This window comes from Microvirga sp. HBU67558 (assembly GCF_018069605.1).
Taxonomy (GTDB): Bacteria; Pseudomonadota; Alphaproteobacteria; order Rhizobiales; family Beijerinckiaceae; genus Microvirga; species Microvirga terrae.
This window is the reverse complement of the sequence record NZ_JAGPUP010000482.1, coordinates 1-23,934: the sequence shown is the minus strand read 5'-3', so window position 1 is coordinate 23,934 and position 23,934 is coordinate 1. Positions and strand designations below refer to the sequence as shown.

The following is a 23,934-nucleotide window of genomic DNA, read 5'->3' as shown; positions in this document are numbered from 1 at the left end:
GGGTCCCGCCCCAGATTCCCTACCAAAATCACCTTGTTCACGCTTCCAGCCATGATGGCCTCTCCACTTCATCTCTCCTGAACGGCTGGGGCATCGGAAATGCCTCACGTTTTCAGGTCGGTTGCACACTCCTGCCTGACGGGAGGCATCACCGACTGTTCTATATTTGTTCCACGTGAAACACAAGAGGGTGCCGAGAACGGGACCAGAGCAGGACGCCTTTCGAAGCAACCGGAGCTCGGTTGCCGAGGGGCGTCGCTGCCCGTGTAATACGGAAATCGAAGCTTCAGGAGCCTGCCTTGACCAATACGATCCTGGACGAAGCGGCCGTCGCCGCAGCATGGAACCGCAATGCCGATCTCTGGACCCGGGAGGTGCGGAACGGGCTCGATCTTTACCGCGAGCTCTATACGCTGCCTGCCTTCCTCGCCTTCATGCCTCCCATCGTGGGGAGGCGCGCGATCGACCTGGGCTGTGGCGAGGGCTCCAACACGCGCCGCTTCGCGCGGCTCGGCGGGATGATGACCGGGATCGATCTCTCCACCGCGATGATCGAACAGGCCCGGCAGCAGGAGGCCCAGGAGCCTCTCGGGATTTCCTACGAGATCGGATCCTTCAGTGAACTCGCCCCATTCGGGGATGGAGACTTCGACTGTGCCCTGTCCACCATGGCGCTCATGGACGGGCCGGATCTTGGAGCCGCCTTGCACGCCGCGTTCCGCGTGCTGAAGCCGGGCGGGACCCTGTGCTTCAGCGTTCTGCATCCCTGCTTCATTACGCCCGCGATCAAATGGCTGACCGACGAGACCGGGGCTCCTCTCGGGCTTCGTGTCGGGCACTATTTCGAGAGAATGCCCTTCGTCGAGCACTGGCGGTTCAGCCGGCGGGACGGGAGTGAAGGGCAGGCCGGGCGGGAGCCTTTTACGGTACCGCGGTTTCCGCGAACCCTGTCCGACTACGTCAATGCCGTCATTGACGCGGGCTTTCGCATCGTGAGGGTCGAGGAGCCGCGGCCGGGAGAGGAGCTGGCGCGCAAGCACGATTGGCTGGACCGCTGGTATCGGCACGCGCCGCTCGTCCTGTTCGTATCGGCCATCAAGGCATGAAAAAAGCGGTGACAGGGTCACCGCTCTCGAGGGCGTTGGGTGCTCAGCCGCGTTACTCGGCGGCTTGGAGGTAGACGACCTTCGACTGCTCGTTTCGGATCTCGCGCAGGGTGCGGGCCATGTAGGCCAGCTGCTCGATCGCCTTGTCGAGATCGAGCTTCGTGCCTTCCTCGAGATCATAGGCCTGGCGTCCCCGGTAGAGCCGGTTGACCTGGCTTTCCATGTCGACGGCAGCCTCACGGATGCGGTGAACGAGATTGTCGGCGATGACATTGGCGTTGTCATCGACGACGCAGAAGCCGACATCGCTTGCGCGGACCTTGGCCATGGGGTGATACCTCTTCTTGTTGTTTCGTTTTCAGGCGACGGCCCGCTGTCCATGCTCGGCGTAGATGCCGAGCCGGCGAGCCAGGGAATGTTTCGTCACGGGACCGATCCAGGGCAGCGTCGTGAGAAAGCGCAGCTTGTCGGAACTCGCATTGTATTCGTCGAACAGGCGTTCGCGGTCGTGCCAGACTTTGTCGATCGCCTCGGCCTTGGCGGGATGTCTGAAGCCGAGGCGGGCCGTCGATCCCAGGCTCACGGCACGCATGCAGCGCTCGAAGGTGCGACGCCCGACGCTCGGCGTCACGCTGGCATGACAGATCGCCTCGATGACGTGCTGCGCAAATTCGTCCGCCGTCTCGGGCGAGGCGATCTGCGCGCCAGAGACATCTCCCCCGAAGGCGTTCGCGCCGTAACGCATGATCTCTTCAAGTCCGAAACTCGGCATTCCTCTCACCGTGTGGTCCAGGCCGCCTGCAGCAGCCGAACGAGCTTTGTTCCCGTCTTGCGAATCCGGCGCTGCGCCCGCCAGGGAAGCTCGGCTTCCCGGACCGGAATCGGGCGTTCGGAACGCTTGCGCAGGGACTGCAGAAACAGGCGCGCGTCCGTTCGAGGACGCATGCGCCAGACATCATCCGGGCTCTGAAAACCTTGACCGTTCAAGGACTTCTCTGAAGAGCGCGGCTCGATGAAGATGGGGTTCGAGCCCGGCGAATGCAAGGTCTGCGGGATCAACGGGACCGGATTGGCGCTGCGGTGAGCTGCCCTTGCAGCCTTCGGCCAAGGCGAGATCTCGCAGCGCGCCATCTTGAAGGTTTGCGCCAGCTCACTGCCCGTCGTGACTCCATAGACGGATGCCGCGCAGGAGAACGCTTCGGAGAAGGGCTGCATGCTACACCAGCTCTTCTCGGCCATGTGCAGCGGCCACGTCCACAAGCCGTCCTCGCGACGCTGCCCGATGCTCTCGCGGTCGATGAAATAGCCGGTCCGCTTGTGCTCCAGGCCGCTCTCGATCACGAGCCATTCCTCGTTCTCGAAGATCGGGCGTTCATCCGTCATGGCGGTCATCGCAGGTTCCTTTGCGGTGGTCAGGCGCGGCTGCCCTAATGGCGTCACATCCACGACGCATACACAGAATGCGAACAAACCAAGAACATACTCTCGGCATCCGCTATGTCAAGCAGAGACGCCGTTCTGGGACTGTAATCTTGGAGTAACCGATACTATGTGGAGGGCCTGATGGCAGGATTGAAGAGTTTGCTCCCGATCCCGTTCAAAAAGAGGCGAAGTCGTTGCGGCGAAATACCGCTGACGATAACTGAAGCTCGACCATTCCAACGCAGCGGATTCGCAGCCCCATGACCACTCTCTCACGCCTCGAAACGGACCAGCTCCGACGCCTGGAGGAGATGCGCAAGACCTTCGACAGATTGCGGGCGGAGCGCATCCGGGCGGAGGGCGAGGTCGAGCGTCTGACGCTGGAGCTGGAAGAAGCGCGGGCTCTCGCCTCGTCGGAGTTCGGAACGGACGACGAGGGGCAACTTCAGGGCCTGATCGAGGATGCCCAGGCCCGCAATGCCAAGCTCACCGAGGAGTTCGGCGCTGCCCTGCGTGAGGTCGAAACCCGTCTCAAACAGCTTGGAGACGAGCGTTGATTTCACCGTCCATCGATCATGATCTCGCGCGGGCGGCGGCGGCCCTCGCGCGTCTGGAGGGGCGGCGCGATGCCTTGCGGACGCGGCGCGAGGAGCTGACGCGTGCGATCGAGCTCGCCAAGGGGCGGCTTGCCGTCAAGGACGACGTGGAGGCGTTCATCGAGGCCGTGCACGGCAGCGCCAACCGCCGCAGCCTCTCGGCGTTCGAGACCTTGCTGACGGCCCTCGTTCAGGAGGTGCTGCCGGGCGAGAAGCCAGTGGCCCTGGATCTCTCGACGGAACGCGGCCTCGCCGCGCTCGACATCTGCGTACGCCGTCCCGACGGCACGCTCGAGGACGTGCTGGAGGACAACGGCGGCGCGCTTACCAACGTGATCGGCATGGCGCTGCGTCTGATCGCAGTGGTCAAGGCGGATGTCGCCCGCTTCCTCGCCCTCGATGAGGCCGATTGCTGGATCGCGCCGGAACGAGTCTCCTCCTTCTACAAGGTGCTGGAGGACGGCGCTGCCCGGCTCGGCGTGCAGTGCCTCGCCGTGTCCCACCACGACCTGTCGCAGTTCTCGGGCAAGTTCCACATCGCCCGCATCGTCGGCGAGCCCGCCTTGGGCGTCGACGTGCAGTCGGTTGACACCACAGGGTTGTGGGACGATGCGCAGCCGGGCCTGCGGTTCATCCGGCTCGTCAACGTGCAGGCCTACAAGGACACGACGCTTCATTTGAGCCCCGGTGTGAACGCGCTTATCGGTCCAAACAATCGCGGCAAGTCCACCTTCATCCGTGCCTTGCGCGCCGTGTTCTACGGTGAGGCCCGCGACAGCCTCGTTCGGGCGGGTGCGAAGGCGGCAGGCATCGAGATCGGTGTCGCCGGCAACCGGGTCTTGCGCTTCACGCGCCAGCCCCGCCGCTCGCCGGTCAACATCTGGTCGCTGCATGAGGCCGACGGTTCCGTCGTCGAGGAGCGGGGCATGCGCTACGAGACCGGCGGGCGCAATGTTCCCGACTGGGTCGCCGATCTCATCCGCATCCGCAAGGTGGAGGACCTCGACGTCCACATCGCGCACCAGAAGTTTCCCGTGTTCCTTCTCGGCGAGACGCCCTCCCGCCGCTCGGCCGTTCTCTCGATCGGCCAGGAGGCTGGCTATATCCGCGACATGCTCGTCATCCATCGCGAGCGCTGCCGGCGAGACAACGATCTCGTGCGCAGCGGCGAGCGGGAGCTGATCGGCGTCGAGGAAACGCTTGAAGGGATGGAGGAGATCGATAGTCTCAAGAACCGGCTGTCGGCCATCCGACAGCAGGGAGGCGCCCTCACGGACGCTGCAGCACACCTGCAGCGATTGCAGCAGCGCACGTCGCAGATTGCGGATCTCGATCGACGACTGGGCAAGGCGAAGGCTCGAGCGACCATCACGGCAATGCTTCCGGACGCCGAGGAACTGACGCGCTTGACGCGCATGGTGGAGCGCTCGCGCGAGCGGGAGCGGCTGGGAGAACGGGTCCTGCAGCTCGGTCACCGCCTCGCTCGGAGCAGGAAGCGGCTGGCCGCGTTGCACGACCTTCCCGATGGCATTCCAGCCCTTGAAAACACCGCGCCGGCGCAAAACATCCTGAAACGTGTCAACGATCTTCGCAGCGCCGCCCGGATCGCGCAGGACCGGCTCGCGAAGGTCGATGAAGGGCTCGTATCCGTCCAGGCCGACATGGCGAAGCTCATCGAGGAGACCGGCGGCCTGTGCCCCACCTGCGGCGCACCGGTGAAGCCGGAGACCCTTTTGGACCATCACGCCCATCCTTCTCATTTAGCCTCGCCGTCGGAGCGGCTGACCGCATGATCCTGTCCGGAGATCGACTTCCCGCTATGACGTGCAACGGCGTCCTTGTCATCGGAGATCCGCACGTGGGCTCGCGGCGGCCGGGGCGGCGCAAGGATGCCGTCTGGCCGCAGGCCGTTCTCGGCAAGCTCGAGCATTGCGTTGCCATCGCCAACGAGCGCGGGCTTGCGGTCGTCATCCTGGGCGACCTGTTCGATCGTCCCGTCGAGACCGACGAGGCGCTCAAGAACCAGCTCATCCGCGTTCTCAAAGGCTTTCAACATCGACCCATCGTCAATGTGGGCAACCACGATATCCAGCACACGACGCTGACCGACAGCGACTCGCTGGCGCTCCTGGGGCTGTGCGACGTGATCGACGTGGTGGCGTCGTCGTCTCCGGTGACCGAGGTCCAGATCGGCGCGCGGCGGATCGGCATCGGCATGACCCCGTATGGTCAGGCGATTCCCACCGATGCGCGCGGCTCATTCGCGGGCGTCGATCTCCATGCCTGGTTCACGCACCACGACATCGCGTTTGACGGCGGCTATCCGGGAGCGGTGCCGCCCTTCGCGGTCGAGGGCTGCGACGTGCTGATCAACGGGCACATCCACAAGACGCAGAAATCCATTCTCGCCGGACGCACCCGCTGGATGAATCCCGGCACCATCACGCGCCAATCCGTCGATCTCGTCGATCACGTTCCCCGTGCCTGGATCCTGGACGGCAACGGAGCCCTGGAGCCGCAGGCTCTGCCGTTCGAAAGCCATGTGTTCGATCTCACCGGACGCGTGGTCGATGCGGCTGACGGCGACGCCGTGGCCAGGGAGGTCGAGAGTGCCTTTGTCACGCTGCTCCAGGCTGAATCCGCCACGGAGCTGAAGCGCAGCGGCGACGGATCGATCATCCGCGATGAGATCGAGGCGAAGTTCGCATCCGACGACACGTCGGACGCGGTGCGCGCCATCGTGCGCTCGCTTCTGGGCGAAGCGGTCGAGCGCCACGCGGCGCAGTCTTAGAGCATCGGATCAGATCCTTGCCGCGGCGCGTCGTTGAGCGCGGCCCTCCGGGTCCGCGCGATGCGCTAGAACGCAAACGGATCGGTATAGGGCAGGCGGCGCCGGCGCACCTGGGTTTCCGGCAGGATCGGCCGGCTGATGTCGACGGCCACCAATCCCTCACAGGCGAGCGCCAGAACGGCCGCCACGCCGTCCTGCGTGTTCATCACGGCGCTGGCGCAATCCACCAGCCGCATCGTGCCCATTTCGTCGAGCTGATGCAGGACGCGAACCCGGTCGCCGGCGGTCACGGGGGTGCGCTTGCAGGCCAGGATCAGGCGCATGGTCGTGAAGCGCGGCTCGGCCCGGATGCTGGCCGCGGTCTCGATCACGAAGGCCCGGCCGTCCACCGAGGTGATGCCGTGGATCGCCGCGGCGCGCAGCGGATGCCTGAGGAGGTCGTCGTCGGTCACCACATCGACCAGATAGGCGGCGCCATCCTTCACGATCTCGAAATCCGCCACGTGCTCGATGGTTTCATCCCCGACGGCGAACGCGGCCGGATCGGCCGGTGCGCGCAAGGATTCCACTTCGGCATCGAGCTCGCACAGCGCCAAGTAATCGGCGATCAGGGCATTGCGCGTGAGCGGGGCGGACGGGCGCTTGGCGGCTCGGCGGGTTCCCGGGCGCCGGGCGGGGCGTCGGTCCGAAAGGTCGAGGAGCGCTTGCGCGGACATCGGGGCCTCCAGCTTGGTGGGTCGAAGGGTGGGGCGGACAGGCCAGCGCTCACCGTCCAGCCTGCTCAGGAAAAGAGAACATATATAGAACAATGTCGTTTCGGTCAAACGCGCGGCCGTGTTCGAGAAGGCTCGTGCCGATCGCAGGACAATGACCGCGCTCAGCCGGATTGGGACAAAATAGCACAGGGGCTAAGTTATTGAATTGACGAGCGTAATTGGCCCGTTCGGGAGGCCCGGAGGTGGACCGGCCGGCCCAAATTTGGTATAGAACAAAGAACGAACGCGCCTGCCGTGACAAGGCTGCGACAAGAGCGCGTCTCCGATGTGCGGGCCTCTGAGAGAGTTAGGATCGAGGATGAATACGACAGACAAGAAAATTTCCGAGGTGCTGGCGAAATTCGGCGAACCGATGGCCGGAAACGTCTGGCGCGTCCAGGGGACGGCCGTGGTCTATCACAAGACCCTCGAGCGGATCGCCGCCCAGGCCAAGGTCGTCTTCGACGAGCCCAAGATCATCCGTGCCGAGCGTGACGAGGCCGTGATCCAGGTGACCGGCCGCATGGGCGATCGCGTGGAATGGTCGATCGGCGAGGCGCTGATCGGCGTCAACTATCGCGTCTCCGGCAAGCAGGCGGCTTACGTCTATGCCATGGCCGAGAAGCGTGCGAAGGACCGGGTGATCCTCAAGCTCATCGAGCTGCACGGCTACGTCTACTCCGAGGAGGAGGCGGACGAGTTCAAGCAGGGCCGCCCGGGCTATGCCGATCCCCATGTGGAAGTCGAGAAGTCCGAGCCGCAGAAGGGCAAGGCCGAGGCAGCGGTCGCCGACGGCAAGGTCGAGGACGATCTGAAGGCGAAGATCAAGAAGGCCAAGACCATCAATGCGGTCACGGACCTGATGCTCCACGCCGACACGCAGAAGACCCTCGCGGATCTGCCGGAAGGCATCCGCGACGAGATCCGCGACTTCGCCAAGGCGCGTCTCGTGGAGCTCGGATGGCCGACCAAGAAGGCAGCCTAACTTTCGCTGCGATCATGGACGAGATGGTTTGACGATCATCTCGTCCATTTTTCTTTCCGCGCTCGCGTCCCGGCGCTTCTGGTCTTTCTGATCGATGCCGAAATCCTCCGCCCTCCCTGCGGCCAGTCAGGACGCTCTCACCCTCACCGAACATCTCGTCGGCTCCATCGAGCGGGTGACGTTCCACAACGACGAGAGCGGCTTCTGCGTGCTGCGCGTCAAGGCGCGAGGGCACCGCAAGCCGGTCGCCGTGGTCGGCCACGCGCCGTCGGTCGCCATCGGCGAAGTGGTCGAGGCGAGCGGGGAGTGGCTGCACGATCGCAACCATGGGGTTCAGTTTCGCGCCGCCGAATTGAGGACCACAGCGCCGACCACGGCGGAAGACCTGCAGCGCTTTCTTGGATCGGGCCTCCTGAAAGGGGTCGGCCCGGCCGTTGCGCAGCGGCTCATCGCTTCCTTTGGATCGCGCATCCTCGACGTGATCGAAAAGAAGCCCCACGAGCTGACGCGCGTGCATGGCATCGGCATGGCGAAGGCGCTCGGCATCGGCGAGGCCTGGGCCGAGCATCGCGCGTTAAAGGACATCGCGGCCTTCCTGAACGCCCACGGCATCGGGGGCTTTCTGCTCGCGCGCATCTATCGCGCCTATGGAGTCGGGGCCATCGACATCATCAAGGCCAACCCGTACCGGCTCGCCCTCGATCTCCCGGGTTTCGAGTTCTCCCTGGCCGATCAGGTCGCCATGCGGCTCGCCTTCGAGCCCACTGCCGATATCCGCCTGCAGGCGGGACTCGCCACCGTTCTGTCGGACGCCGTGAAAGAGGGACATTCCGGATTGTCGGTCGACGAAATCCTGCGGCAGGCGAGCGCTCTGCTCACCGTTCCGACGGACCGGCTGTTGCCCGTGCTCGATGCGCAATGCGCGGCCGGCCAGCTCGTCGCCGACGAACTCGACGGACCCCGTCGCATCTTTCTCAAGAGCCTGTACGGGGCCGAGCTCTTCATCGCCCAGCGCCTGAAGGAGGTCGCTCAAGGGTTCCATCCCTGGCGCGGACTCGATCCCGCGCAGGTGATCGCCGAGACCGAGGCTGCCACGGGCGTCTCCTACTCGGCCAGTCAGCGCGAGGCGCTGATTGCCTCCTGCGAGGCCAAGGTGCTCGTCGTCACCGGCGGCCCGGGCGTGGGCAAGACCACGCTCATCCGGAGCCTCACGCATCTGTGCGCGAAGCATCAGCTGCAGGTCGCTCTTTGCGCTCCGACCGGCCGGGCGGCCAAGCGGCTCGCCGAGAGCACGGGCTTTTCGGCCAAGACCGTGCACCGGCTTCTCGAAGCCTCCGAGGGCGGGTTCCGACGCAACGCCAAGGCGCCGCTCGACTGCAATCTCCTCGTCGTCGACGAGGCGTCCATGCTCGATATCCGGCTCATGGCGGCTCTGTTGCGCGCCCTGCCGGACGAGGCCTGCCTGCTCCTCGTGGGTGACGTGGATCAGCTCCCCTCCATCGGGCCCGGACAGATCCTCTCCGACATCATCGACTCCGGGACCGTTCCGGTCGTTCACCTGCGGGAAGTGTTCCGCCAGGAGCGCGAAAGCCGCATCATCACGGTTGCGCACGCCATCAATCGCGGAATCGTGCCGGACCTTTCGCATCAGCCGGACTCGGATCTCTATTTCGTCGAAGCCGACACGCCTGCCGATGCCATCGCCAAGATGACGATCCTCATGCGCGATCGCATCCCGAGGAAATTCGGCCTCGATCCCGTGCGCGACGTGCAGGTCCTCTGCCCCATGAATCGTGGGCGGCTCGGCACCCACATGCTGAACGGCGAATTGCAGCAGATCTTCAATCCGCCGGGAACAGAGAGCCTGCACCGGGCCGGCTGGGTCTATGGTCCCGGCGACAAGGTCATGCAGGTGAGGAACGACTACGAGCGGGACGTTTACAACGGGGAGGTCGGCATCGTGCGCGAGGTCGATCGGGACCACGGCGAACTCACCGTCGCCTTCGACGACAGGCTCGTGGTCTATACGCTCCGGGAGCTCGACGAACTGGCGCTTGCCTATGCGGTGACGATCCACAAGGCGCAGGGGTCCGAGTATGCGGCGGTGATCATTCCCGTGGCGTCGCAGCAGGCCTCCATGCTGCGACGCAAGCTGCTTTATACCGGAGTGACACGCGCCAGCCGCCTCGTCGTCATGGTGGGAAGTCGGGCCGCCCTGGCGCAGGCCGTCACCCACGAGGACGAGCCGCGGCTGTCCAGATTGCGGAACTGGTTGGAGGCCTGATCTCTTTTACCAGGGCGTATAGCGCTCTATACTCGCTCCCCAGCAGCCGCCGATGAGGGATGTGAGCGTGGGTCCTGGACAAGTCGAACATCAGGAGAGGAGGGTCCGGACCGGGCTTCTGGCCGGAGCGGTCCTGTGCCTGGTCGCGTCGGGCGGCCTCCTGTGGTGGCGCTATGGCGGCGCCATCTTCAACGATCTCGTGTCGACGACCCTCGCCTGGTGCCTTTAGAGCCACCCGTTCGTGATGTCCGGGCGAGCCCGTGGCTCGTCTTGTTCCAGCGGAAGGGCGCGGTTGCGAGTTCCCATAAGCTCCTCCAGGCGGCGAGGCTGACAAGCCCGTAATAGAGCGGGAGCAGCGGTACCCATGGCAGAAGCCGCCAGAGTTTTCGCCTATGGAGGGCGACGCAGGCCGGGATGAAGGTGGCTGCGGCCCCGGAGACGAAGAGCGTCAGACCATAGGCATGCTCGGCAGCCTCCCAGCGCGAGGCGAGGGGCTCGGCAGGGGGCGAAAGCCACAAGGTCAGGAAAAGTCCGGTGAAGATGGGATAGACTAAGGCGCTGAGCACGATGCCCCAGGTCACGACCAAGGTGCCGAACATGCGCCAGAGGCCGAGCTGCCGTAGCAAGCTCCACGGTTTGCGCGAATGACCGGCTGCGGTTTGAACGAAGCCTTTCATCCACCGGGTTCGCTGCCGCATCCAGGTTCCGAGGGTGCTGGGCGCCTCCTCGAGGGTCGAGGAGGGGAGATCCATGACCTCATAGCCCAGCCGCGCTAGGCGGATGCCGAGATCGGCATCCTCGGTGACGTTCCAGGCGTCCCAACCATGGATCGCCTGCAGGATTTCGGTACGGAAATGATTCGAGGTGCCACCCAGGGGCATGGGATTTCCGATCTCTGCCAGGCCCGGATTGAACACGTCGAACAGGACCGCGTATTCGATGGTGAACAGCCGCGTGAGCCAGGAATCGTCCGTGTTGTCGATGGTCAGCCGGGCCTGGAGGCAGGCGACGTGCGGCGGCAGATCCGCAAACCGGGCGACGGCCAGGCGCAACTGGCCGGGATCCGGCACGTCCTCGGCATCGTAGATGACCGTGAAGCGGCCCCGCGCCAGGGGCAGGCCGACGTTGAGCGCCCGCGGCTTGGTGCGCGGCTCGCCTCCGGGTGCCACGATGATCTCCACGTTACCCGGCAGGTCGATGGCCTGCAGAGCATTCCACGTGTCCCTGTCGTCGGTTTCGAGCACGAGCTTGATGTCGAGCTTCGTCGCAGGGTAATCGAGCCGGGACAGGGCGTGGAGGAGTCCGGCGACCACCCGCTTCTCCCGGTAGAGGGGCGCGATGATCGTATAGACCGGCAGGTCGGCATCCCGGGCACGGGATGGCTGCTCCTCCGGCTCGACGGGGCTCCTCAGAATGGCCGCCGAGAGCCGGAGGACGATCATGCCGAGGAACAGGGGGCTCAGGATGGTGCCGAGCACCGCTGCGGCGGACCCCGGCGCCAGCGTGCCGCCGAACACGAGTGCCGCAACGATAGTGAACAGGACGGTGATCTGCCCATAACCGAGACCGGTCGCGAGATCGGGAGACTCCTCGGCGAGGTCGCTGGCGGCCCGCTGAGCGATCCCGCGGGCCTGAACGCGAAAGACGGCCTCCCGCAGCCGCGACGGCGTCGTGACGGCCAAGGCGCGATCACGGGGGCGCGTCTTGAGGAGCCAGGCCAGTGAGGGGCCACGGGGCGCCATGACGAACCCGGCTTGGCTCTCGTTCAGGGGAGCGAGGCCCGCCAGAATGCTCTCCGGGTACCCGGCGGCTCGCGACAGACGGGGGGATGACAGAAACGGCAGGCCGAGTTCTGCCGCGAGCGCCCGGTAGAACTCCGTCTCTTCGACCAGCCCGTGCCTCAGCAGAAACTCGTCCGCCGGAACTCCTGTGAGACGGGCCAGGACGGCTGCCTGGCGCAACGTTTCCGGCGGCTGCCCGTGATGAGCCAGGAAGCCGATCTCGATGGGCAGCGCTGTTGACTGTGGGCCTCTCTCCGCTAGACCCTGCCTCATGAGCAAAGGACGCTTCCGGAAGGCGTTCGGATCGGATGCGGGGCAGCGTGCAAGAGAACATCGTCCACATGGTTCGGAATATCATTACATTCGTTGCGTGCCTCCTAGGCAAGATCAAGCTGCCGAGTTTGCTTTTCCCAATGGCGGCCCTGATGGCGATGCCGTGCCTCGCGCAGGCCCAGGGCGTGAACATTCCGAACTTCTGGGATCCCAAGACTCAGCTCGAGCGACCCGACCTGCCGGCGACCCGCACGATCCGTTTTCTGGTGGACGATGATTTTCCGCCGCTGCATTTTCCGGGACCGGACGGCAACCCGACCGGATTGTCCGTGGAGCTCGCGCGCGCGGCCTGCGAACGCCTGAGCCTCACCTGCACGATCCAGGTCCGCCGGTTCGACATGCTGCTCGGGGCTCTGAACGAGCGGCAAGGCGATGTGGTCGCCGCCGCCATTCCCGTCACGGCGGATCTCCGCGGTCGCTTCGCCGTCACGGCGCCGTACTTCAAGATCCCGGCGCGCTTTGCCGTGCGCAAGGATCGCAGCCAGCCGGTTCCCGAGGCGAAGACCCTTCAGGGCAAAACCATCGGGGTCGTCGGCGGAACGGCTCATGAGGCCTTCGCCAAGGCTTTCATGAAGGGCGGCTCGCTCAAACCCTATCCGGAGTTGGCGGCTGCCCACACTGCCCTTAAGGCAGGCGAGATCGACTATCTTTTTGCCGATGGTCTCGGCCTTGCTCTCTGGATCGGAGGCGAGGAAGCGGGCGGGTGCTGTGACTTCTCCGGAGGTCCCTACCTGGAGAGCCGTTTCTTCGGCGAAGGGATCGGCTTCATCACCCGGACCGAGGACGACAATCTGCGCCGGGCCCTGGATTTCGCCCTGCAGCAATTGTGGAAGGAAGGGAAATATGCGGAGCTTTATCTGCGCTTCTTCCCGATCAGCCCGTTCTAAAGCCATGCGGGTTCAGCCGAAGGCGGGTTTACCGCATTGACCCCTGCGGGTCTCCTCCCTAGTGTGCCGCGCTTCTGGACGCATTTTCCGCAAGCACTAGGCCCATGTCTCACCCCCTGACCCTCGATCCTGCCCTGACCGAAGCCGCTCAGACCGCCACCGCCTGGCCTTTCGAGGAGGCGCGCAAGCTCGTCGAGCGGCTCAAACGGACGGGCAAGAAGGAGGCTCTGTTCGAGACGGGCTACGGCCCCTCGGGCCTGCCGCACATTGGAACCTTCGGCGAGGTCGCCCGCACCAGCATGGTGCGCCACGCCTTCCGGGTGCTGACCGGGGACACCATCCCGACGCGCCTTGTCGCCTTCTCGGACGACATGGACGGCCTGCGCAAGGTGCCGGACAACATCCCCAACAAGGACCTCGTGGCCTCGGCGCTCGGCAAGCCGCTGACGCAGGTGCCGGACCCCTTCGGCACCCATGAGAGCTTCGCGCATCACAACAATGCGCGCCTGCGTGAATTCCTCGATGCGTTCGGCTTCGACTACGAGTTCATGTCGGCGACCGAGTGCTACAAGGCCGGCCGCTTCGACAAGACCCTGCTGACCGTGCTCGAGCGCTACGACGCCGTGATGGCGATCATGCTGCCCTCGCTGCGCGAGGAGCGGCAGCAATCGTATTCACCGTTCCTGCCGGTTCATCCGAAAACCGGCATCGTCATGCAGGTGCCGATCGACGAGCGCAGGCTCGATGCCGGCACCATCGTGTGGCGCGATCCCGACACGGGCGAGCGCTTCGAGACCCCGGTGACGGGCGGCCATGCCAAGCTGCAATGGAAGCCCGATTGGGCCATGCGCTGGGTGGCGCTCGGCGTCGATTACGAGATGGCCGGCAAGGACCTGATCGACAGCGTGAAGCTCTCCGGCGAGATCGCCAAGGCCCTCGGCGGCCTGCCGCCGGACGGGTTCAACTACGAGCTCTTCCTGGACGACAAGGGCCAGAAGATCTCCAAGTCGAAGGGCAACGGGCTCACCATCGACGAGTGGCTCACCTACGGCACGCCGGACAGCCTGCGGCTGTTCATGTTCAACAAGCCCCGCGAAGCGAAGAAGCTCTATTTCGACGTGATCCCGCGGCAGGTGGACGACTACCTGACCTTCCTGGAGAAGTATCCGGCGCAGGACGCCAAGGCGCGCCTGATGAACCCGGTCTGGCATCTTCATGCGGGCTCGCCGCCGGCTCCCGAACTGGTGTCGTCCGGCGGGGGCAGCCAGCCCGGCACGACGATCTCGTTCTCCATGCTGCTCAACCTGGTGGCGGTGGCGAATTCCGAGGATCCCGCCGTCCTGTGGGGCTTCATCCGACGCTATGCGCCGGGCGTCTCGCCCGAGACCCATCCGCGCCTCGACAGCCTGGTCAAGCGTGCGGTTCGCTATTTCGAGGACTTCGTGAAGCCCCAGAAGGCTTATCGCCTCGCGGACGACGTAGAGGCAGCCTCCCTCCGGCGTCTGGAGGAGGTGCTCGGCTCCTTCGAGTCCGGAGAGCGTCCGGCGACCGCCGAAGCGATCCAGGAGGAGATCTACAACGTGGGCCGGGCCGAGCCGCGCTATCAGGACCTCAAGGCCAAGGGCGCGACGCCCGAGCGTCCGGGCGTGTCCATCGAATGGTTCAACACGATCTACCAGGTGCTGCTGGGCGAGCCCCGCGGCCCGCGCTTCGGCTCCTTCGTGGCTCTCTACGGCGTGAAGGAGACGCGGGCGCTGATCCAGAAGGCGCTCGACGGCAACCTCGTGCGCGAGCACGAAGCCTTCCTGAAGGAGCGCGAGGCCGGCCGCGCCGCCTGAGCGCCTTGCTATTGCCGGGCCCACATGATCCGGGCCGACCAGGAGACCTCTTCGGCGGGGATCACCTGGTCTTCCTGGTCCTTCGCAAGAGACGTCATCTCCAGGGTCTTGGCCGAGCGGCGCTTGAGCTCCTTGGCCAGGATCGCCCCGGAGGTCGTGCACACGACGACCCGGTCGCCCTTGCGGGTGCTGGCCGTCGGCGACACGATGAGAACGTCCCCGTCGCGATAGAGCGGAGCCAGGGCGTCACCCGTGACCTCGAGCGCGAAGACCTTTTCCTGCCCGAAATCGGGAAACTCGATCTCGTCCCAGCCCGGGCCTTCGTTGGGCATGCCCTCGTCGTTGAACACCTTGCCGGTGACCGCTTCTTCCATGCCGATCAGCGGGATCATGGAACGGCGCAGCGAGCCCGAAGGCTCGACGAGGCGGAGGAAATCCTCCAGGGTCGCGCCTGTGGCTTTCAGGATTTTCGAGATCGACTCCGTGGAAGGCCATCGTTCCCGGCCCTCGGGACTCACGCGCTTCGACTTGTTGAAGCTGGTCGCGTCGAGACCGGCCTTGCGAGCCAGTCCTGAAGCGGTCATGCCATGACGTGATGCCAATGCATCGATAGCAGCCCAGACGCGCTCGTGAGATAACATTGTACTAACCTTCGCAAGGAGCGAAATCAGTGAAAGCGAACCTATAACTAGGAATTAAATGTGACCGAAAACTTAGACAACTGCCAGCAGTCTATTGAGACAATATGTCTAATTTGGGTTGCTCCTGATGTGACGTGCGGATACTCAAGACTTCATGACCATTATTTTTAAAATTTGCCCTGCTTTGCTTTGGCGGGAGGCCGAAAAGGCCGGATCCTTCGAAGGGGCGCCTGTCGATATCCAAGATGGGTACATCCATTTTTCAACAGCAAATCAGGCCTATGAAACTGCGAAAAGGCACTTTGCCGGGCAGAACGATCTACTGCTGATCGCCGTCGAGGCCGATTCGCTGGGCGAGGCTCTCCGTTATGAGCCTTCCCGGGGAGGGGACCTGTTTCCGCACCTCTATGCCGCGCTGCCCCTCTCCGCCGTCCGATGGGTGAAGCCGTTACCCCTCGGCCAGGATGGCCGGCATGTCTTTCCGGATCTTTCGCAATGATCGGCACGCTCTTTTCCCTGGCCAGACCCGCTCTCCACGCCCTGGACGCCGAGACGGCGCACCAGCTGACGATCCGGGGACTGTCGCTGTTGCCTGCCTCACCGGCTCCTGCCGACGATTCACGTCTCGCCGTCGACGTGTTCGGCCGGCATTTTCCCAATCCGGTCGGGCTCGCGGCCGGCTTCGACAAGCAATGCGAAGTGCCCGACCAGCTCCTCGGCCTCGGCTTCGGGTTCGTCGAACTCGGCGGTGTGGTGCCGAAGCCGCAGGAGGGCAACCCGCGGCCGCGGGTTTTCCGACTGACCCGCGACGAAGCCGTCATCAACCGGTTCGGCCTCAACAGCGATGGGCTCGATGCGGCCCGCGGGCGGCTCGCCAGCCGGCGTGGGCGCCCGGGGATCGTCGGCGTCAATATCGGGGCCAACAAGGATTCCGCCGACCGGATCGCCGATTATGTCCTGTGCATCGAGCGTCTCTGCGGGCTGGCCGATTTTCTGACGATCAACGTCTCCTCGCCGAACACCCCGGGCCTGCGAGATCTGCAGGGCGAGGCGTTCCTGGACGATCTTCTGGCCCGCAGCATGGACGCCCGCGACAGGGCGGATCAGGGCCGCCGCAAGACGACCATTCTGCTGAAAATCGCCCCCGATATTTCTCTCGACACGCTCGACGCGATCGTCGCCACCGCGCTCAAGCGCGGCATCGACGGACTGACCGTCTCCAACACCACGGTTGCCCGGCCCGACAGCCTGCAGGACAAGGCGCTCGCCTCGGAGACGGGCGGCCTGTCGGGCAAGCCCTTGTTCGTGCCGTCCACGAAGATCCTCGCCGAGACGTATCTGCGCGTGGAGCGCAGGCTTCCGCTCATCGGCGTCGGCGGGGTCGACTCCGCCGATGCAGCCTGGGCCAAGATCCGCGCGGGAGCGAGCCTGATGCAGCTCTACTCGGCCATGGTGTACAAGGGGCCCGGTCTCATCGGCGACATCAAGCGGGGGCTGCTGCAGACCCTTGAACGTGAGAAGACGTCGCTGGCTCTGGCTCTCGGACGGGATGCATCGGCGATCGCACAAGGCCGCATCTAGGACGTCCTATGTTCGAGACAGGCTGGCGAAGGTCTTCTTCGCCAGCCGCGGATAGAGAACGAACTGACCGAGCCCTCGCGCGCTCAGGAACGCCAGGAGAGCGATCCAGAGTGCCGTGTTCCCGAGGCTGCCCGCAGCCAGAAGAATGACCCCATAGATCGCGAACGCGATCACCATCAGGTCGCGCATGGACCGGGTCCAGGTCGCGCCCGTGTAGATGCCGTCGAACGCGAAGGCGGCGGCGCCGAAGAATGGGGTCAGGGCGGCAAAAACCAGATAATCCCGCGCGTAGGAGCGCACGTCCGGATTCGTCGACACGAAGTCGATGAAGAACCCGCCGCCGGCCAGGAAGATCCCCGAGACGGCAAGGCCGAAGCCGAGGCTCCATCCGAGGCTCAACCGGATGGCGCGCCGGAAGCTGACCTCGTCGCGGGCACCGATGCTCTGGCCGCACAGGGTCTCGGCCGCGGTGGCGAACCCGTCGAGGAAATAGCCGCCGATCAGGAACATGTTGTAGAGCACCGCATTCGCCGCGAGCGTGACGTCGCCCGAGCGCGCTCCGAGCGCGCTGAAGATCGAGAATGCGAGGATCAGAGCCACGTTGCGGATCATGATGTCCCGGTTCATGGCGAGCGTCTGCAGCATCGCCGCACGGTTCAGGACCTCGTGCCATGTGACGGCGAGCGGGTTGGAGCCGAGACGGCGCAGGACCACGACGCCGAGGCCCGCACCCAGCACCTCGGCCAGCGCGGTGCCGACGGCCGCGCCCGCGATGCCGAGACCGAAGCCGAGGACCAGGGTCATGGTGAACACGATGTTGGCGACATTGATCGCGACCTGCAGCAGCAGGCCGAGATCCGTCCGGCCGCGCCCGAGTGTCGAGCCCAGGATCACGTAGTTCGCCAATGTGAACGGTGCGGACCAGATCCGGATGAAGAAGTAGGTCGAGAGGGCCTCGGTCACGGCCTGGCTCGCGCCCGCCATGGAGAAGGCGACGGACGCGATCGGCCATTGCAGCAGGATCAGCAGGAGGCCCGTCACCCCGGCGACCAGGAAGGCCCGGGCGAGCGTCAGGTCGACCTCGTGCCGGTTGCCGGCGCCGGTCGCCTGGGCGGTCAAGCCCGCGGTCGCCATGCGCAGCGAGCCGAAGCTCCAGAACACGAAGTCGAAGATCACGGCGCCGAGCGCCACCGCTCCGAGCAGATGCGCCTCGCCGAGCCGCCCGATCACCGTCGCGTCGACGAGCCCCAGCAGAGGCGTCGTCACGTGCGACAGGGTCATCGGCAGCGCGAGCGCCAGGATGCGGCGATGGGAGATGTCCAGGCGCCGGGCGGGCGCTGATCCGTCCATGATGGGCCTCGGAAACCTCAGCGCCGGCTGCTGAACAGGCGCGAAATGAGCCAGAGCGGCACGACGATGATCGCCCCGTAGAGGACCCAGAGGCCCACCTCTTCCACCGTCTCGAGGCTCAGGTCGAGGACGGAGCTGATCCAGTTGAACAGGCCCTCGATCAGCCCGAAGGGCGTGATGTCGAGGAACGCCAGGAAGGCGCCGACCAGAAGGGACAGGAAGATCAGCTTCACCAGCACGGAGCCGGGGGAGCCGCCGAGAAAGCGGTTCAGGTTGGACATGTCCTCATCTCGTCAGAAAGCGTAACTGGACCTGGTGCATTGCGTGTGCTTCATCGCAAGGGCCGGCGATGAACGCAACCCAATCCGAGCTTCGCATGATCGATCCTGCCGTTTTCGACCCCTCCGCCGTCAGCGACGAGATCCGCGCCCAGAACGCCGAGATCGTGGCGAAGCTCGCGGCTCTGCCCGATCCGATGTCGGTGCCTCCCGCTCTGGTCCGGGAGCGCCGCCGCCAGGGCCTGGGACCGTTCCCCCAGATGCCGTCGAGCAGCCGGGCCCGGACCATTGCCATCGATGGCCCGGCGGGCCCCATCCCTTTGCGCATCATCGCCCCGGACAACCCCCGCGGCGTCTATCTGCACATCCACGGCGGCGGCTGGACCTGGGGCACGGCCGACGAGCAGGACCCCTGGCTCGACCGTCTGGCGGAACGCTGCGGGCTGACCGTCGTCTCGGTGGAGTACCGACTTGCCCCCGAGGATCCGTATCCGGCGGCACCCGACGATTGCGAGGCGGCCGCCCTTTGGCTTCTCCGGGGGATGGAGGGCCGGTTCGGCACCACGCGCCTGTTCATCGGCGGCGAGTCGGCCGGCGCGCATCTTTCCGCCGTGACGATCCTGCGCTTGCGGGACCGGCACGGCCTGACGCCCTTCCGGGGCGCCAACCTGTTCGCCGGGTGCTACGATCTCTCTCTCACGCCCAGCGTTCGCCAGTGGGGAGCTGAGCGGCTGATCCTCAACACCAACGACGTGAGGGTCTTCGCGGACAATTTCTGCGGACAGGCACCCGACCGGCGGGATCCCGACATCTCGCCGCTTTATGCCGATCTGAGCGGATTGCCGCCGGCCCTGTTCTCGGTCGGCACCCAGGACATGCTCCTCGACGACAGCCTGTTCATGGCGTCCCGCTGGGCGGCCGCCGGCAACCGGACGGACCTCGCCCTCTGGTCGGGCGGCTGCCACGTCTTTATCCGCTTCGACAGCGGCCTGTCGGAACAGGCGCTGTCGCGGATCGACGGGTTCATCGAGGGGCTTTAATCCGCCCCGGCCGGGGAGGGCCGCTGGGTCACGCCGATCTTCGACGCGGCGATGACCGCCTGGGTGCGGCTGTCGACGCCGAGCTTGTCGAGGATCGCCGAGACATGCGCCTTCACGGTCGCTTCCGAGACGCCGAGCTCGTAGGCGATCTGCTTGTTCAGCAGTCCCTCCGACAACATGGTCAGGACACGGACCTGCTGCGGGGTCAAGGTGCCGAGGCGGCGGACGAGATCCGCCGTCTCCGCATCCTCGGAGGCCGAGAGGTCCACGTCCGGCGGGGTCCAGGTGTCGCCGGCCAGCACCGCCTGGATGGCGCCGCCGATGAGGTCGGTGTCGATCGACTTCGGGATGAACCCGGAGGCGCCGAAATCCATGGCACGGCGGATCACGGTGGGCTCCTCCGTCGCGGACACGATCACGACGGGCAGTTCCGGATATTGCGCGCGCAGCGACATCAGCCCGGAGAAGCCCTGCACGCCCGGCATCGTCAGGTCGAGCAGGATCAGGTCGACGTCCCGCTCCTGGGTCAGGGTGGCGTTCAGGTCGTCCATGCCGCTCGCCTCGACCACCCGGGCCTGCGGCATGCTGGACGCGACCGCCTGCCTCAATGCCCCGCGGAACAAGGGATGGTCATCGGCAATGATGATCGTGGTGGTTTGATTTTGCACGTGTGCCTTCTCCCACGAGACGCTTGCTTGAGCCTTAGCCGCATCCCCGATGAAATGGCAAGCTGGCAATCGACGACCTTTGCTAATCTAAGGGAAAGTACGGAGGCTTCCCATGTCATCATGTGGATTATGCCCCGATGAGATGGAAGATCAGGTCGCGGCGATGCGGCCGGTCCCGATGCTCCGCAAGGTAAATTCCCTGCCAGGTTCCCAGGGCCGGCCGGCCCTCCGCCACGGGAATGCTCAAGGAGATTCCGGACAGCAGGGTCCGGATATGGGCCGGCATGTCGTCCGGGCCCTCGGCCGCGTGGACATAGCCGGCGTGCCGTGGGGCCAGGCGATCGAAGGCGGTCAGCAGATCCCGGCGGACGTCCGGGTCGGCGTTCTCCTGGATCAGGAGCGAGGCCGAGGTGTGCCGGCAGAAGACGGTCAGAAGGCCGTGCCGGATCCCCGTTCCGGCCACCCAGCGCGCCACCGCGTCCGTGACCTCGGTGAAGCCCTGGCCCCGGGTGTCGACGCCGAGCCGTCCGCTGGCCTGGCGCGTGATCTCGCCTTCCGACAGGGTCTCGATCCTCATCCCTTCTGCCTCTTCGCTGCCTTGTCCTGGAGGGGATAGACCTCCTCCTCGCCCCGTTCGAGGATCTTCTCCAGGGTCTCGATCCGGTCGGCCTCCGCGGCGGGCTTGTCCCAGCGGATGCGGTTGATGCGGGGAAACCGCATGGCCACCCCAGACTTGTGCCTGGTTGAGCGCTGGAGTCCCTCGAAGGCCACTTCCAGCACGAGCCCCCGGTCCTTGCCGTATTCCACCTCCCGCACGGGCCCGAAGCGGTTGACCGTGTGGTTGCGGACATAGCGGTCGAGCTTCACCAGCTCCTCGTCGGTGAAGCCGTGATAGGCCTTGCCGACAGGCACCAGCTCCTCGCCGTCCGGGCCCTCGCGCCAGACGCCGAAAGTGTAGTCGGAATAGAACGACGAGCGCTTCCCGTGGCCGCGCTGGCCGTACATCATGACCGCGTCGACCAGATAGGGATCGCGCTTCCACTTGTACCAGTAGCCCCTGGGGCGGCCGGGGAGATAGGGGCTGTTCGCCCGCTTCACCATGCAGCCCTCGATGGCATCCGCGTCGGGCCCGGCCCCGACGGAGGCCGGATCGGCCCGGGCGGCGGCGAGATCCTCCCAGGTCGTGAACGGCACCATGGGTGAGAGGTCGATGCGCGGATCGTCGAGGCGGGCGACGAGCGCCTCCAGGCGCCTGCGCCGCTCGGCGAAGGGGAGGCCGCGCAGGTCTTCCTCGCCCTCGAACAGGATGTCGTAGACCCGCAGATGAGCCGGAAACTCGGCGATCAGCTTCGGCGTCACGGCCTTCCGGTTCAGGCGCTGCTGCAGCACGTTGAAGCTCTGGACGCGCCCCTCGCGCACGATCAGCAACTCGCCGTCGATGGCGCCGTCGAAATTCAGGGCCTCCACCAGGTCCGGGAAGGCGCGGGATACGTCCTCGCCGGTGCGGGAATAGATCCGCTTCACGGGGCGCCCATCGCTGCCGTGGCCGGCGGCGGCCTGCAGGCGGATGCCGTCCCATTTCCACTCGGCCAGGAACTCGGACGCATCCAGCTTCCCGAAATCCTCGTCCTCAAGGGGGTGCGAGAGCATCGACGGGCGGAACGGTGCGGGATTGCCGGATTCGGGCTTGGGCCCGCGCCCCTCGACCCAGGCGAACAGATCCTCGTAGGGCGCCTCGAGCCCGTGCCAGACCAGCTCGACCTCGTCGGGCTCGATCTCCCCGAGCTGGGCGACTGCCGTCTTGGCGAGCCGCGCCGAGACGCCGACGCGCAGCTCCCGGGTGATCAGCTTGATCAGCGCCCAGCGCCCGGTCTCGTCGAGCGCGTCCATCCATTCGGCCACGCGGGCCGGCAGGTCGCTCTTGCTCGTGGTCGCGAGCGTCTCGATGACCTCGGTCAGGGTCGGGACGTGGGGCGGCGGGTTGTTGTGGCCGATGGCGGGCGTGCCGTCCGAGGCCGGGGCCACGCTCTCGTGGCCCGGCGAGGGCCAGATCAGCGCGACTGTCTCGGCCAGATCGCCCACGTAGTGGTAGGACATGCGGAAGAGCTCCGGATCGGTGCGCTCCTCCACGAGGCCGCGGATCAGGGCGGGCTTGGCCTCCTTGAACATGAGCGCCCCGGTCATGGCCGCGAGCGCATAGCCGCGGTCGGGGTCCGGAGTGTGGCGGAAATAGTCGGTCAGGAGCCGCAGCTTGGCGTTGCGGCGCGGCTCGTAGCCGAGGCGGTCGAGGAGGGCGGCGAAGCGGTTCATGCGGCGTCTCCTGTCCCGGCATCCGCCGCGGGAGCCTCCTCGGCCTCGCCCTCGTCGCCGTAGCCCAGCATGTGGAGGGGACGGGCCCGAATGCCGTGGGTGGTGCACCAATGGACCAGCGCGTCCTCCTGGCCGTGGGTCACCCAGACCTCGCCGGCGCCGGTCTCCCGGATCGTGCGGCACAGATCGTCCCAGTCGGAATGGTCGGAGATCACCAGGGGCAGTTCCACGCCCTTCTGCCGCGCCCGTGCCCGCACGCGCATCCAGCCGGACGCGAAGCAGGTGACGGGGTCGGGAAAGCGGCGGGACCACAGGTCCTGGATGGCCGAGGGCGGGCAGATCACGATGGCGCCGGCGAGCTTCGACCGCTCCGCCGCCACCACCTTCGGGGTCTCGCCCAGGGGAATGCCCTCGGACTTGTAGAACTCGGTCAGGCGCTCCATGGCGCCGTGCAGGTAGATCGGCCGGTCGTAGCCCTCCTCCCGCAGCAGCGCCATGACGCGCTGCGCCTTGCCGAGCGCATAGGCGCCGACGATGTGGGCGCGCTCGGGAAAGAGGGCCGCCGAATCGAGGAGCTTGCGGACCTCGGCGCGGGTGTCCGGATGGCGGAAGACCGGCAGGCCGAAGGTCGCCTCGGTGATGAAGACGTCGCAGGGCACGACCTCGTAGGGCAGGCAGGTCGGATCCTCCGCCCGCTTGTAGTCGCCCGACACCACGACCCGGGTCCCGCCCGCCTCGATGGCGATCTGGGCCGAGCCCAGCACGTGGCCGGCCGGGGTGAAGCGGACGGTCACGTCGCCGACGCGCAGGTTCTCGCCCAGGGGAGCCTCCTGCGTGGCGTCGGCGAAATCCGCCCCGTAGCGCACGGCCATGATGAGCAGGGTTTCCCGGGTCGCGAGGACGGATCGGTGCCCCGAGCGGGCATGGTCGGAATGGCCGTGGGTGATCAGTGCCCGCTTCACGGGCCGGACCGGATCGATGTGGAACTCGCCGAGGGGGCAGTAGAGCCCTTGCGGGGTCTGGGTGAGGATGTCGGTGGAACGCAGCGCCATGGGTGAGAATATAGGGTTCGGCCGGTCGATGTCAGGCGGAGGGATAATGCCGTCCTCGAGGATGGGCTCCATCGCGGTGCCGGATCGGCCTCGGGCGGATTCCGACACTCTCCGCGTCGTCACCGGGCTTGTCCCGGTGATCTCGCTTGCTTGAGGTGAGGCGCTTTTCCGGATCGGGATGGCCGGCACAGGGCCGGCCATGACGGGCGGAGGGTGGCGGGACGCAGGAGCGTCGC

At 65.9% G+C, this 23,934-nt stretch carries 24 protein-coding genes; 12 read left to right on the top strand and 12 right to left on the bottom strand.

Annotated elements, in window-relative coordinates; genetic code table 11:
- Positions 1-299: 299 nt before the first annotated feature.
- Entirely contained in the window at positions 300-1,106 is an 807-nt protein-coding gene (locus tag KBI52_RS08985) for a class I SAM-dependent methyltransferase (RefSeq protein ID WP_210806854.1), read from the top strand.
- Positions 1,107-1,158: 52 nt separating this feature from the next.
- On the opposite strand, the gene KBI52_RS08980 is transcribed toward KBI52_RS08985, so the two are convergent.
- Genes KBI52_RS08980 through KBI52_RS08970 form a run of 3 tightly spaced genes read right to left on the bottom strand, consistent with a single transcriptional unit; the run spans position 1,159 to position 2,498 of the window.
- The gene (locus tag KBI52_RS08980; RefSeq protein WP_173945587.1) at positions 1,159-1,434 is read right to left on the bottom strand and encodes a hypothetical protein; all 276 of its coding nucleotides are present in this window, start codon (positions 1,432-1,434) and stop codon (positions 1,159-1,161) included.
- A gap of 30 nt (positions 1,435-1,464) precedes the next feature.
- A complete protein-coding gene (locus tag KBI52_RS08975; protein WP_210806852.1) occupies positions 1,465-1,878 on the bottom strand; it encodes a hypothetical protein in 414 nt (137 codons plus the stop codon).
- A 5-nt stretch (positions 1,879-1,883) separates the two neighbouring features.
- Complete coding sequence (locus tag KBI52_RS08970) at positions 1,884-2,498, bottom strand: hypothetical protein (RefSeq protein WP_210806850.1); 615 nt, start codon at positions 2,496-2,498, stop codon at positions 1,884-1,886.
- A 290-nt stretch (positions 2,499-2,788) separates the two neighbouring features.
- On the opposite strand from KBI52_RS08970, the gene KBI52_RS08965 reads away from it, so the two are divergent.
- Genes KBI52_RS08965 through KBI52_RS08955 form a run of 3 tightly spaced genes read left to right on the top strand, consistent with a single transcriptional unit; the run spans position 2,789 to position 5,915 of the window.
- Positions 2,789-3,085: a hypothetical protein gene (locus tag KBI52_RS08965; protein WP_210806849.1), complete on the top strand. Its 297-nt coding sequence runs from the start codon at positions 2,789-2,791 to the stop codon at positions 3,083-3,085.
- Positions 3,082-4,917 carry an AAA family ATPase gene (locus tag KBI52_RS08960; RefSeq protein ID WP_210806848.1) on the top strand — a complete coding sequence of 612 codons (1,836 nt, stop codon included), beginning with the start codon at positions 3,082-3,084 and terminating at the stop codon, positions 4,915-4,917. Before KBI52_RS08965 ends, KBI52_RS08960 begins: the two co-directional genes overlap by 4 nt.
- Positions 4,914-5,915, top strand: coding sequence for a metallophosphoesterase (locus tag KBI52_RS08955; RefSeq protein ID WP_210806847.1), 1,002 nt, complete (start codon positions 4,914-4,916; stop codon positions 5,913-5,915). The genes KBI52_RS08960 and KBI52_RS08955 overlap by 4 nt, the downstream gene beginning before the upstream one ends.
- Positions 5,916-5,980: 65 nt before the next feature.
- Here the strand turns inward: KBI52_RS08955 and KBI52_RS08950 are convergent, their stop codons facing one another.
- Complete coding sequence (locus tag KBI52_RS08950) at positions 5,981-6,631, bottom strand: hypothetical protein (RefSeq protein ID WP_210806846.1); 651 nt, start codon at positions 6,629-6,631, stop codon at positions 5,981-5,983.
- 358 nt (positions 6,632-6,989) lie between these two features.
- Here KBI52_RS08950 and KBI52_RS08945 point away from each other — a divergent pair, with 358 nt between their 5' ends.
- From KBI52_RS08945 to KBI52_RS08935, 3 genes are all read left to right on the top strand, one after another.
- Positions 6,990-7,655, top strand: coding sequence for a trna delta -isopentenylpyrophosphate transferase (locus KBI52_RS08945; protein WP_173945580.1), 666 nt, complete (start codon positions 6,990-6,992; stop codon positions 7,653-7,655).
- 94 nt (positions 7,656-7,749) lie between these two features.
- The gene (locus KBI52_RS08940) at positions 7,750-9,939 is read left to right on the top strand and encodes an ATP-dependent RecD-like DNA helicase (RefSeq protein ID WP_210806845.1); all 2,190 of its coding nucleotides are present in this window, start codon (positions 7,750-7,752) and stop codon (positions 9,937-9,939) included.
- Between the two features lie 67 nt (positions 9,940-10,006).
- A complete protein-coding gene (locus KBI52_RS08935; protein ID WP_173945578.1) occupies positions 10,007-10,168 on the top strand; it encodes a hypothetical protein in 162 nt (53 codons plus the stop codon).
- On the opposite strand, the gene KBI52_RS08930 is transcribed toward KBI52_RS08935, so the two are convergent.
- Positions 10,128-11,993 (bottom strand): glycosyltransferase family 2 protein, encoded by a 1,866-nt coding sequence (locus KBI52_RS08930; RefSeq protein ID WP_210806844.1) that lies wholly within the window; start codon positions 11,991-11,993, stop codon positions 10,128-10,130. The genes KBI52_RS08935 and KBI52_RS08930 overlap by 41 nt on opposite strands.
- A 68-nt stretch (positions 11,994-12,061) precedes the next feature.
- On the opposite strand from KBI52_RS08930, the gene KBI52_RS08925 reads away from it, so the two are divergent.
- On the top strand, positions 12,062-12,940 hold the full coding sequence (locus tag KBI52_RS08925; RefSeq protein ID WP_371823145.1) for a transporter substrate-binding domain-containing protein: 879 nt from the start codon (positions 12,062-12,064) through the stop codon (positions 12,938-12,940).
- A 104-nt stretch (positions 12,941-13,044) separates the two neighbouring features.
- Positions 13,045-14,778 carry a lysine--tRNA ligase gene (locus KBI52_RS08920; protein WP_173945575.1) on the top strand — a complete coding sequence of 578 codons (1,734 nt, stop codon included), beginning with the start codon at positions 13,045-13,047 and terminating at the stop codon, positions 14,776-14,778.
- A gap of 8 nt (positions 14,779-14,786) precedes the next feature.
- Here the strand turns inward: KBI52_RS08920 and KBI52_RS08915 are convergent, their stop codons facing one another.
- Positions 14,787-15,419, bottom strand: a complete 633-nt coding sequence (locus KBI52_RS08915) for a helix-turn-helix transcriptional regulator (RefSeq protein WP_173945574.1) — start codon at positions 15,417-15,419, stop codon at positions 14,787-14,789.
- A 154-nt stretch (positions 15,420-15,573) separates the two neighbouring features.
- On the opposite strand from KBI52_RS08915, the gene KBI52_RS08910 reads away from it, so the two are divergent.
- Both KBI52_RS08910 and KBI52_RS08905 read left to right on the top strand, forming a co-directional pair.
- Positions 15,574-15,918, top strand: coding sequence for a DUF952 domain-containing protein (locus KBI52_RS08910; protein WP_173945573.1), 345 nt, complete (start codon positions 15,574-15,576; stop codon positions 15,916-15,918).
- A complete protein-coding gene (locus KBI52_RS08905) occupies positions 15,915-17,000 on the top strand; it encodes a quinone-dependent dihydroorotate dehydrogenase (protein ID WP_173945572.1) in 1,086 nt (361 codons plus the stop codon). Before KBI52_RS08910 ends, KBI52_RS08905 begins: the two co-directional genes overlap by 4 nt.
- A 6-nt stretch (positions 17,001-17,006) precedes the next feature.
- Here KBI52_RS08905 and KBI52_RS08900 read toward each other — a convergent pair whose 3' ends face one another.
- Both KBI52_RS08900 and KBI52_RS08895 read right to left on the bottom strand, forming a co-directional pair.
- A complete protein-coding gene (locus tag KBI52_RS08900) occupies positions 17,007-18,350 on the bottom strand; it encodes an MATE family efflux transporter (RefSeq protein WP_210806842.1) in 1,344 nt (447 codons plus the stop codon).
- 17 nt (positions 18,351-18,367) lie between these two features.
- Positions 18,368-18,631: a DUF6460 domain-containing protein gene (locus KBI52_RS08895; RefSeq protein ID WP_210806841.1), complete on the bottom strand. Its 264-nt coding sequence runs from the start codon at positions 18,629-18,631 to the stop codon at positions 18,368-18,370.
- A 95-nt stretch (positions 18,632-18,726) separates the two neighbouring features.
- Here KBI52_RS08895 and KBI52_RS08890 point away from each other — a divergent pair, with 95 nt between their 5' ends.
- Positions 18,727-19,668: an alpha/beta hydrolase gene (locus KBI52_RS08890; RefSeq protein ID WP_210806839.1), complete on the top strand. Its 942-nt coding sequence runs from the start codon at positions 18,727-18,729 to the stop codon at positions 19,666-19,668.
- Here the strand turns inward: KBI52_RS08890 and KBI52_RS08885 are convergent.
- From KBI52_RS08885 to KBI52_RS08870, 4 genes are all read right to left on the bottom strand, one after another.
- Positions 19,665-20,336 carry a response regulator transcription factor gene (locus KBI52_RS08885; RefSeq protein ID WP_173945568.1) on the bottom strand — a complete coding sequence of 224 codons (672 nt, stop codon included), beginning with the start codon at positions 20,334-20,336 and terminating at the stop codon, positions 19,665-19,667. The two genes, KBI52_RS08890 and KBI52_RS08885, sit on opposite strands and share 4 nt — an antisense overlap.
- Positions 20,337-20,463: 127 nt before the next feature.
- Complete coding sequence (locus tag KBI52_RS08880) at positions 20,464-20,913, bottom strand: secondary thiamine-phosphate synthase enzyme YjbQ (RefSeq protein WP_210806837.1); 450 nt, start codon at positions 20,911-20,913, stop codon at positions 20,464-20,466.
- Positions 20,910-22,646 carry a cisplatin damage response ATP-dependent DNA ligase gene (locus KBI52_RS08875; RefSeq protein WP_173945566.1) on the bottom strand — a complete coding sequence of 579 codons (1,737 nt, stop codon included), beginning with the start codon at positions 22,644-22,646 and terminating at the stop codon, positions 20,910-20,912. The genes KBI52_RS08880 and KBI52_RS08875 overlap by 4 nt, the downstream gene beginning before the upstream one ends.
- Positions 22,643-23,698: a ligase-associated DNA damage response exonuclease gene (locus tag KBI52_RS08870; RefSeq protein ID WP_173945565.1), complete on the bottom strand. Its 1,056-nt coding sequence runs from the start codon at positions 23,696-23,698 to the stop codon at positions 22,643-22,645. Before KBI52_RS08870 ends, KBI52_RS08875 begins: the two co-directional genes overlap by 4 nt.
- Between the last annotated feature and the right edge of the window lie 236 nt (positions 23,699-23,934).